At 70.3% G+C, this 10,714-nt stretch carries 6 protein-coding genes and 1 tRNA gene; 6 read left to right on the forward strand and 1 reads right to left on the reverse strand.

From position 1 onward, the window contains the following. Positions 1–180: 180 nt before the first annotated feature. Complete coding sequence (locus AR3_RS27555; RefSeq protein WP_067918353.1) at positions 181–3,156, reverse strand: UPF0182 family membrane protein; 2,976 nt, start codon at positions 3,154–3,156, stop codon at positions 181–183. A 212-nt stretch (positions 3,157–3,368) separates the two neighbouring features. On the opposite strand from AR3_RS27555, the gene AR3_RS27560 reads away from it, so the two are divergent. From AR3_RS27560 to AR3_RS27585, 6 genes are all read left to right on the forward strand, one after another. Then, positions 3,369–3,899 carry a PPA1309 family protein gene (locus tag AR3_RS27560; protein ID WP_067918355.1) on the forward strand — a complete coding sequence of 177 codons (531 nt, stop codon included), beginning with the start codon at positions 3,369–3,371 and terminating at the stop codon, positions 3,897–3,899. A gap of 81 nt (positions 3,900–3,980) precedes the next feature. After that, the gene (locus tag AR3_RS27565) at positions 3,981–4,406 is read left to right on the forward strand and encodes a molybdenum cofactor biosynthesis protein MoaE (RefSeq protein WP_217998794.1); all 426 of its coding nucleotides are present in this window, start codon (positions 3,981–3,983) and stop codon (positions 4,404–4,406) included. A 124-nt stretch (positions 4,407–4,530) separates the two neighbouring features. Further along, a complete protein-coding gene (locus AR3_RS27570; RefSeq protein WP_067918359.1) occupies positions 4,531–5,583 on the forward strand; it encodes a YlbL family protein in 1,053 nt (350 codons plus the stop codon). 152 nt (positions 5,584–5,735) lie between these two features. Then, positions 5,736–5,809, forward strand: a tRNA-Met gene (locus AR3_RS27575). A 567-nt stretch (positions 5,810–6,376) separates the two neighbouring features. Beyond that, positions 6,377–9,466, forward strand: coding sequence for a M14 family metallopeptidase (locus AR3_RS27580; protein WP_067918361.1), 3,090 nt, complete (start codon positions 6,377–6,379; stop codon positions 9,464–9,466). A 271-nt stretch (positions 9,467–9,737) separates the two neighbouring features. Further along, a complete protein-coding gene (locus tag AR3_RS27585; RefSeq protein WP_083952147.1) occupies positions 9,738–10,646 on the forward strand; it encodes a hypothetical protein in 909 nt (302 codons plus the stop codon). Positions 10,647–10,714: the final 68 nt, after the last annotated feature.

Consider the following 10,714-nt stretch of genomic DNA (forward strand, 5'->3'; position numbering starts at 1 on the left):
CATGGCGACCGCCGCGGGCGCCACCGTCGCCGCGATCGGCGCCGCGGCCGCCATCCGCCGCGCCCGGCGCCGCCGCCGCTGAGCGGCCTCGCGGACCTGCGCGAACGCAAAGGACCGGGCGCCGCCCCCGAAAGGGCGCGCGCCCGGTCCTTCTCCCGTGTGGACGCCGTCCTCAGCGGATCAGCCGCCGGGCGGCGGAGACCCGGACGGGGACGGGCTCCCCGACGGCGTCGGGCTGCTCGACGGCGTCGGGCTGCTCGACGGCGACGGCTGCGGACCGGCGCCCGCGGACCGCTGGACCGAGGCCAGGGCGTTCTGCGCGTCCTTGATCCGCTTCCAGGCGTCGCCCATCCCGGCGAAGTCGCCCTCCCGCTGCGCCTTCTCGAAGTCGGCGACCGCGTCCCGCAGCTCGTTGATCGCGCGCTGCGCCTCCGCGGTGAGCTGACCGGCCTGCTGGTCGGGGTCCTGCTGGTCGCGGTCCTGCTGCCCGCGGTCCTGCTGGTCGCCGGACGGCGGGGCGGGCGCGGTGCTCTCGCCGAACAGCTTGTCCAGCGCCTCGTCGAGGGTGTCGGCCGACGCGATCCGGTCGCCGAACCGCACCAGCACCTGCCCGAGCAGCGGATACGGCTGCTGCTCCTCGCCGCCCGCGGCCATCGCGTACATCGGCTCGACGTACAGCAGCCCGCCCGCGAACGGGATCGTCAGCAGGTTGCCGGCGATCGTCCGGGTGTTGCCGAGCCGCAGCCGGTTCAGCGTCTCCTTGACCTGCTGGTCGGTCTCGAAGGAGTTCTGCACCTGGCCGGGGCCCTGGGTGGGCGGCGTCCGCGGCGTCTGCAAGATCGTGATCTTGCCGTAGTCCGGGCCGGGCTCGGAGTTCACCGACATGAACGCCGCCAGGTTCGGGTTGCGGCGCGGGTTGAACACCGTCGTCAGCGCGAACTGCTCGGTGCTGCCGCCGGGCATCCGCAGGCTCTGGTAGTACGGCGGCTGGCGGCGGCCCCTGGCCGACGGGTCCTCCGGCACCTCCCAGAAGCCCTCGGCGTTGTAGAACGCCGACGGGTCCGTCACGTGGTACTTCGCCAGCACCTGGCGCTGCACCTTGAACAGGTCCAGCGGGTAGCGGAAGTGGCTCTCCAGCTCCGGCGGGATGCTGCTGCGCGGCTTCACCGTCCCCTTGAAGACCTTCATCCAGGTCTTGGCGACGGGGTCCTCGGTGTCCCACTGGTAGAGGGTCACCGTGCCGTCATAGGCGTCCACCGTCGCCTTGATGGAGTTGCGCATGTAGTTGATCTGGTCGTTCGCCTGCCGCGCCACCGCCGACCGGGTGTCGGTGATGGTGTCGCGGGTGGCGTCGCCCAGGCTCATCCGCTCGGAGTACGGGTAGTTGTTGGACGTGGTGTAGCCGTCCACGATCCAGACGATGCGGCCGCCCACCACCGCCGGGTAGGGGTCGCCGTCCAGGGTCAGCCACGGCGCCGCCCGCTGCACCATCTCCCGCGGCGACCGGTTGTAGAGGATCTTGGCGTTGTCCTTGATCGCCCCGGACAGGAGCAGGTTCTTCTCCTGGAACTTGGTCGCGTACAGCAGCTTGCGGAAGAACGAGTCGATCGGCACGCCGCCTTTGCCCGCGTAGGTGGTGCTCGCCTGCCCGTCCTCGCTGTTGTCGGGGTAGTTGAGCTCCTGCTGGCCGCGGCCGCCCACCACCGAGTAGAGGGGCGAGTACTCGCCGAAGTAGATCTCCGGGCGGTCCAGCTTGATCTGCGAGGCGGTGCTGACCGGCATGTCCTTGGTGAGGAACTCCGGCACGCCGCCCTGCGCGAACCGGTCGCCGTACGCCGACACGAACCCGTAGCCGTGGGTGTAGACCATCCGGTCGTTCACCCAGCTGCGCTGGCCCGCCGGGGCCCGGGACAGCTCCCGCAGCGCCACCACCGCCGCGACCGTCCGGTCGCCGACCTTGTAGCGGTCGACGTCCAGCGAGTCGGGGAACCGGTAGAACGGCCGGACCCGCTGCAGCTGCTGGAACGTCGGGCCGACCACGGCCGGGTCGAGCAGCCGCACGCCCTTCAGCTCGTCGGCCGCCCGGCGCAGCCGGCCGGGGTCGCTCTCGGGCCGCCCGCCGTACGGGACGACCTGGGCCTGCTCCACCCCGTACGCCTTGCGGGTGAACCGGATGTTGCGCTCGATGAACTGGCGCTCCTTGGCCTGCTCGTCCGGCCGCACCTGGAACTGCTGGATGAGCAGCGGGTACACCCCGCCGACCAGGATCGCCGACAGCACCAGCAGGGTGAAGCCGACGCCGGGCAGCATCATCCCGCGCCGCACGATGTTGCCGACGAACATCGCGGCGCAGATCACCGCGATCACCGCCAGGATCGTCTTGGCCGGCAGCAGCGCGTTGACGTCGGTGTAGGACGCGCCGGTCGTCACGCCGCGTTCGGAGTGCACCAGCCCGTACCGGTCGTACCAGTACGCCACCGCCTTCAGCAGGATGAACAGCCCCACCAGCACCGACAGATGGGCGCGAGCGTGCGGGCTGGCCTTGTCGCCCGGCCCCTGCAGCCGCAGCCCCCCGTACAGGTAGTGGACGGCCACCGCCGCCAGCAGCGACAGGATCACGGTGGCGAACACCACGCCCAGCACCAGCCGGATGAACGGGTAGGTGAAGACGTAGAACGACACGTCCCGGTGGAACTGCGGGTCCTTCACACCGAACGGGGTGCGGTTGAGGAACGCCAGCACGACCGGCCACTGGCCGGCCACCGAGGACCCCGCCAGCAGTCCCAGCAGGCCCAGCAGCACGCCGGTGATGAGCCGCCGCCGCGGGTCCACCACCGCGCGGTAGCGCTCCAGCCCCTGCTGCTCCACCGACAGCGGCCGGTACGGCGGGCGCAGCCGGTAGGCGACCACCATGTTGGCGCCGACCACCAGCGCGACCAGCAGGCCGGTCCCGACGAACAGAAGGATCTTGGCCCACAGCTGGGTCGTGTAGACCTTCGAGAAGTGGATCGAGCGATACCACAGCAGGTCGGTGTAGACCGACGTGAAGACCAGGAACGCGACCAGCAGCACGGCCAGCGTCACCAGAACCGGCAGCACCAGCCGGGTCCGGCCCGTGCCGAGCCGTCGCCCGAACCCGGGTGTCCGGAACGTCAAGGGCGGCCCCTCCGTTCAAGGTGTCGTCCCCACCGGCGACCTGCCGGTGCTGTTTAAGCAACTTATCGAGTCGGCCGCCGGTTCCCGCACCTTGTACGACAGGTATTTCTTGTTAATACGCGCGAGGGAACGCGATCCGCGCATGCATGGTCGCGTAGCGTGACGCGGGGGCTTTGGGAGCGAGCACGCCGCCGGCACGGGAAGATGGACCTGTGAGCAGTCTTCTCGAAGAAGTCGTCCTGGACCTGGAGCGCCACTCGGCGCAGGAGGGCTGGGACGCCCCGCCCAAGCTGTACGCGCTCGTGCGCAGCTCCGAGCTGCGCCGCGCGGAACCCGAACTGGCCGAGCGGCTCGGCCTGGCGCCCGACGTGGAGACCCTCGCCGCCCTGGAGCAGGAGGCGCTCCCCGACCGCGGCACCGTGGAGGAGTCGCTGGCCGCCATCGTCTGGCCGGAGGCGGTCGAGGGCTGCGCCCTGGTGATCGAACGGGTGGTGCTGCCGCAGGAGGCCGAGCAGGACATCCCCGAGGACGAGGAGGAGGCCCTCGCCTGGGCCGCCGAGCACCCCGACCGCGAGGACGTGCGGATGGTGGTCGGCGTGCTCCGCGACGGCAGCCGCCACGCGGCGCTGCGGCTGCGCCGCCACGACTCCGACGACCAGGTCCTGGACGGCCCCGACCTGGTGCCCGGCCTGGCCGACGCGCTCATCGCCACCTTCGAACCCGACGAGCCCGAGCCCGCCTGAGCCCCGTCCGTCCTCCAGGACCGCAACCGGGGTGCACTCCAGGCGAACCGGGCGTGTCCCGCGAGCGGTAACCTGCGGAACGTGAGCGACGTCATCAGGCTGGCCGCGATCCGCGACACTCCGCTGTCGGTCGGCGAGGTCTTCGACGCCGTCCGCGATCCCGCCGCCGGCGGGACGGCCGTGTTCGTCGGCACGGTCCGCGACCACGACCACGCCCGCGCGGTCAGCCGGCTGGCCTACAGCGCCCACCCCACCGTGGAACGCGAGCTGCGCACGGTGATGGAGAAGGTCGCCTCCGACTTCCCCGTCAAGGCGCTGGCCGCCGTGCACCGGGTGGGGGACCTGGAGATCGGCGACCTGGCCGTGGTGGTGGCCGCGTCCTGCGCGCACCGCGCCGAGGCGTTCGACGCCTGCCGCAGGCTCATCGACGACCTCAAGACCCAGGTGCCGATCTGGAAGCACCAGACCTTCGCCGACGGCGGCGACGAATGGGTCGGGGCCTGCTGACCGGGCGGCGGAGGCCGACGCCGGCGCCCGCGCCCGCCGGACGCCCGCTCCCCGGACACGGCCCGCACGACCATCCGACCGCCCTTCCGGCGGCCGCTTGACACGAGGAGCCAAGGAGCCGCACATGTCGTCTCGCCGCGCGGTCACCCTCGCCGTCGCCACCGCGCTGATCATGGTGCTGGCGCTGGTCGGGTCGCTGCTGCCGGTGCCGTACGTCGCGCTGATGCCCGGTCCGACCAGCAACACGCTCGGCGAGAACGACAAGGGCGAGGAGCTGGTCAAGATCGAGGGCCGCCGGGTGTACCCCGACTCGGGACACCTGAACTTCACCACCGTCACCTACCGCGGCGGCCCGGGCTCCCGCATCGACCTGTTCACCGCCCTGCGCGGCTGGCTGGACGGCGACGTCGCGGTCGTCCCCGAGGAGACGATCTTCCCGCGCAACGAGTCGCAGAAGCAGGTGGACGAGGAGAACACCCGGCAGATGCGCGACTCGCAGCAGACCGCCCAGGCCGCCGCGCTGCGCGAGCTGAAGATCCCGGTGTCCACCCGGATCGTCGTCGAGTCGGTGCAGAAGGGCCGCCCCGCCGACGGCAAACTGCGCCCCGGGGACGAGCTGGTCGCCGTCGACGGCACCCGCGTGAGCCGCGTCGGCGTCGCCACCCGGCTGATGGGCAAGCGCAAGGTCGGCGACCCGGTCACGGTGACGGTCCTGCGCGGGGGCGCCGAGCAGCGGGTCACCCTGGCGACCACAGCGGCCGAGGACGAGCCCGACCGTCCGGTCGTCGGCATCGTGCTGTCCGAGCAGTTCAAGTTCCCCTTCAAGGTCACCATCAGCGTCGGCGACGTCGGCGGCCCCAGCGCGGGCCTGATGTTCTCGCTGGCGATCGTGGACAAGCTCACGCCGGGCTCGCTCACCGGCGGCAAGTTCATCGCCGGCACCGGCACCATCAGCCCCGACGGCCGCGTCGGCCCCATCGGCGGCATCCAGCAGAAGATGATCGCCGCCCGCCGGGCGGGCGCGACCGTCTTCCTCACGCCCGCGGACAACTGCTCCGACGCCGTGAAGGCGCGTCCCGACGGCCTCCGCCTCGTCCGCACCGAGACCCTTCACGGCGCCATCGAGGCCCTCAACACCCTCAACTCCGGCAAGGGCAAGGTGCCGACCTGCAACTGACCCGCGTCCGGGCGTCCTGAGCTTCGGGCACCGCGTCCCGGCGAGCACGGGCCCGAGACCCGTGCCCGACCTGCGCGTTCGAACGAGCCGGGCGACGCGCGCGGTCGCCGATTTGGCTGATCTTCCGCGATGCCCTAAAGTGAGAGCGTCGCCGCGGGGTGGAGCAGTTCGGTAGCTCGCTGGGCTCATAACCCAGAGGCCGCAGGTTCAAATCCTGCCCCCGCTACTAGGGAGAGGCCCTTGTTCGCGGATTGCTCGCGAACAAGGGCCTCGTCGTTGTTTCTCGCCAGAGACGACGCCTCTTCGGCACGGTTCGCAGAACTCTCCGCGGGCTCCACGGCGGTGCCCTGCCGTCGGCGGCGATGGTGATCTTCGAGTTGAGGTCGCCATGGTCCGGCGGGCGCCTGAAAGAGGCGGCCGAAGTCGTGCGGTCGGACCAGTGCATCACGGGCGAGCCATCGCCCAGCAGTCGCCCTGACGGTCGTAGGCCAGGCGGACCGCAGTTGTCGGCCCGTCCCGAAGGCGGCGCTGCCGGATGTCGCCGCGGTCCGTGTCGACGACCGACGAGTCCGCCCCCGCGACGGTCATGGAACCGATGGCGCGCCGAATTTCCAGTCGTTGGCCATAACCGGCTCCACGATCTCGTCCGCCGAAACTGGCATATGTGAACAAAGCTCAAGTTCGCACATTGACCATGTGACACGTCTCATATGACGATCTCCTCGCTGCTCGAGGAGGGCCGCGCGCGCTCCCGGCGGGGCTCCTCGAGAACCCCCCATTCGCTGGAGGCGCTGTGAGGAGCAGAACACTCTCCGCGGCCGCCGCGCTGTCCCTCGGAGCGGGACTGCTGGTCGCCACGCCGGCGGCCGCCGCACCGGACCGGACACGCGACCGCGACGCCATCGAAGTCTTCACCGGCGAACTCACCGCGGGCCAGTTCAGGAAGCTGCAGGCCCTCGGGCTCGACCACGAGGACATCGCGCACGGCCGTCCGTCGGGCGGCAAGATCCCGATCGAGGTCACGATGAGCCGGGCGCAGGGCGAGGCGCTGCGCGCCAAGGGCGTCCCGCTCCGGCTCAAGACGATCAAGGGCCAGACCGCGAGCCAGCGGGCGCGGACGCTCGCCGAGAACGGCTCGGTGTACCGCCCGTACTCGGGGCCCGGCAACATCCGCGAGGAGCTCGTCAAGACGGCGGCGGCCCACCCGCACATCGCCAAGGCCGTCGACATCGGCCGCTCGCTGCAGGGCAAGCCGATCACCGCCGTCCGGGTGACCAAGGGCGCCCGGCACTACCCCATGCGCGGCCCGCGCCCGGCCGTGGTCTACCAGGGCACCCAGCACGCCCGCGAGTGGATCACGACGGAGAACGTGCGCCGCCAGCTCCACTACTTCCTGGACAACTACGGGAAGAACCCGGAGATCACCAAGCTCGTCGACACCACGGACCTGTGGTTCATCCCCGTCATCAACGTCGACGGCTACGACCTGACCTTCACGCCCGGCAACCGGTTGTGGCGCAAGAACGCGCGCGACAACGACGGCGACGGCAAGCTCACCACCGCCGACGGCGTCGACATCAACCGCAACTTCCCCTACAAGTGGGGTTACGACAACGAGGGCTCGTCCCCGTCGCCCGACAGCCAGACCTACCGCGGGGCCGCGCCCGGCTCGGAGCCGGAGACCAAGGCGCAGGACGCCTTCGTCCGGCGGGTCCGGCCCACGTACATGATCAACTACCACTCGGCCGCGGAGCTGCTGCTGTACGGCGTCGGCTGGCAGCAGCAGACGCCCAGCCCGGACGACCAGATCTTCCAGGCGCTGCTCGGCGACGACGACAAGCCCGCCGTCCCCGGCTACGACCCGGACCTCGGCGCCGAGCTGTACATCACCAACGGCGACACCGACGGCCACATGGCGGAGCGGTACGGGACGCTGACGTTCACGCCGGAGATGTCGACCTGCCAGACGGCCAGCAACGTCGACCCGAACGACCAGTGGAAGCCCGAGGACTGCGCCAGCGTCTTCAACTTCCCGGACGACGAGAAGCTCATCCAGCAGGAGTTCGCCAAGAACCTCCCGCTGGCGATCGCCACGGCGAAGTCGGCGCACACCCCTGACCGGCCCGTCTCCGTCGTCGGCAAGACGACCCCCGACCTGGTCGTGGACGCCTTCGACGTCTCGCACGGCAGGACCCAGCCGGTGGCGGTCATCGCCCGCCGCTCGCTGAAGAACCTCACGCTGCGCTACCGCGTCAACGGCGGCCGCGCCCGCTCCGCACCGGTCCGCGAGTGGAAGGGCGGCGAGCGGTACGGCGATGAGGGCCGCAACTACTACGCCGAGTACCGCGGGACGGTCCGCGGCACCAAGCCCGGGGACCGGGTGGAGGTCTGGTTCGAGGCCCGCAAGAAGCACACGAAGGTCTCCAGCCAGAAGTTCACCTACAAGGTGGCCCACGACATCGGCGGCGACGTCCTGGTGCTCGCAGCCGAGGACGTCACCGGCGCCAGCCCCTCGCAGGGCGCGACGGAGGCCAAGTACGCCGACGCGTACGTCAAGGCCCTGAAGGCCAACGGCTACCACCCCGACGTCTATGACGTCGACAAGAACGGCCGCAAGGCGCCGCACCACCTGGGCGTGCTGAGCCACTACAAGGCCGTCGTCTGGGAGACCGGCGACGACATCATCCCGCGCGCCGAAGGGCAGCCGGCCGGCACCGCGGCCAAGCTCGCCTTCGACCTGGAGCTGAGCGTCCGCGACTACCTCAACGAGGGCGGCAAGCTGCTGTTCACCGGCAAGTACGCCGGCTTCGCGCAGGGCGCCGACGGGGCGTACTTCTACGAACCCGACGTCCCGGCCCAGCCGGAGTGCACCCAGCTCTCCGACCCGCCGTGCCTGCCGCTGTTGAACGACTTCCTGCAGTACTACCTGGGCGCGTACAGCTACGTCAGCGACGGCGGCACCGGCCAGGACGGCAAGCCGTACCCGGTCAAGGGCGCCGGCGGGGCCTTCACCGGGTTCCAGGGGACGCTGAACGGCGGAGACTCGGCGAACAACCAGGACCACACCGCGTCCTTCCTGAGCACGTCCAGCTTCCTGCCGAAGGACCGGTTCCCGCAGTTCGCCACCGAGGCGCCGATCAAGTGGGATCGGCCGGGCGGCGCCCCGTACGACCCGCGCACCGGCAGCTGGTACGCCTACAGCGGCCAGGCCGACGTGTCGTACAAGCGCCTCACCCGCACCATCGACCTGACCGGCAAGAGCAGCGGGACGCTGACCTTCCAGACCTCGTACGAGACGGAGGCCGACTGGGACTTCTTCTTCGTCGAGGCGCGCACGGAAGGCCAGGACGACTGGACGACCCTGCCCGACGCCAACGGCCACACCCGGCAGGCCACCGGCCAGAGCTGCGCCTCGGGGTGGCGCACGCTCCACCCGCACCTGAACCACTACCAGGGACAGGACTGCTCGCCCACCGGGACCACCGGCGCCTGGCACGCGGCCACCGGTAAGTCCAACGGCTACCAGGAATGGTCGATCGACCTGTCGGCGTACGCCGGCAAGAAGGTCGAGGTGTCCATCACCTACGTCAGCGACTGGGCCACCCAGGGGCTGGGCGTGTTCGTGGACGACGTCAAGGTCACCGCGGACTCGGAGACGATAGCCGAGACCTCCTTCGAGACCGACCTGGGCGGCTGGACGGTCGCCGGCCCGCCCGAGGGCTCGTCCCCCGCGGCCAACGACTGGTCCCGCAGCCAGCGTGCCTTCGAGGAAGGCGCCGGCGTCGTCACCAAGGACACCGTCTACGTCGGCTTCGGCCTCGAAGGACTGTCCACCAAGGCCCGCAACGACTTCGTCAAGCGGGCCATGCGGCACCTCCTGTAAATCCCTCCTGATGTGAGTGCGGCCCGTCCGGCGTCCCCGGGCGGGCCGCACTCACATCCGAGCACAGTCGGCCGCCCGCAGCAGGATGCCGCGCACTGCATGGGCGGCACCCCCACGCCGCCCCGACTCATCCACGAAACTGCGGCGGCCGCCCTGTCTGCGCGTCCAAGTTGTCGCGATTTCCCGTTTTCGGCGCGTCCTGTCTCCACGTGACCGCCGCAGCATTCGCAATCACCATACGTAGTCGATTGACTTCATATAGTGTCGATGCATGCCCTCCAGCCGTCATGAAGCACTTTCGGAGATGTTCCGGCATCGTCCGGCACTCGCCGCCGATGTCCTCGAAGGAGCCTTGGGTCTCGAGCTTCCGGGGTATAGGGATGCCCGCCTGAGGTCGGAGAACATCACCGATGACCGCCTAGCCGAACTCCGCGCGGACGCCGTGATCGAGTTCTGGGAGGAGAAGCGGCAGTTCGCAGTGATCGTCGAGGTGCAGCTCGACCGTGACCGCGACAAGCACTTCAGCTGGCCCGCCTACATGATGGGATTACGCGCCCGCCTGCGGTGCCCGGTCATCCTGCTGGTGGTCTCGCCCGACCAGGGCACGGCCGCCTGGTGCGCCCGAACGCTGGATCTCGGGCACCCCGGCATGGCGCTGACGCCTCTCGTCATGGGCCCGCGCGAGGTCCCGTACGTCACCGACCCCGATCAGGCCGCGCGCGTTCCGGAGCTCGCCATCCTGTCCGCCCTCGCCCACGGTGCCGGTCCCGGGGGCATGGAGGTGGTGGCCGCGCTCCCGGACGCTTACGCCGCGCTCGATCCCGATCACCGTGCGCTCTACCATGACCTTGTCGCAGCGGTGCTTCCCGAAGCCGTCCGACGCCACCTGGAGACCAGGATGAAGCTGAAGAACTACGAGTTCCAGAGCGATTTCGCCCGCCACTACTACGGACGCGGCAAAGCCGAGGGCATGGCCGAGGGGAAGGTCGAGGGGAAGGTCGAGGGCGAAGCCGAGATGATTTTGACGGTGCTGGCCGCTCGTGGTGTGGAGGTGTCGGACGAGGTTCGGGCGCGCATCCGCAGCTGCACGGATCTGGAAGTGCTCAAGGAGTGGGGGCGACGGGCTGCCACGGCCGAGTCCATTGACGATCTCCAGCTCGATCCAGCGTCCGATCATTGACCAGCCGCGGCGTGGCACTTTCTCGGGGTCGGAGCCGATCTGCACCGGTCCCGGCTCGGTGGCATCGT

The organism is Actinomadura rubrobrunea NBRC 15275 (assembly GCF_001552235.1).
Lineage (GTDB): Bacteria > Actinomycetota > Actinomycetes > Streptosporangiales > Streptosporangiaceae > Spirillospora > Spirillospora viridilutea.

Excerpts from the sequence above, each read along its gene's own strand:
- AR3_RS27570 (WP_067918359.1), top strand. The coding sequence starts at position 4,531 with ATGTCGTCTCGCCGCGCGGTCACCCTCGCCGTCGCCACCGCGCTGATC.
- AR3_RS27585 (WP_083952147.1), top strand. The coding sequence starts at position 9,738 with ATGCCCTCCAGCCGTCATGAAGCACTTTCGGAGATGTTCCGGCATCGT.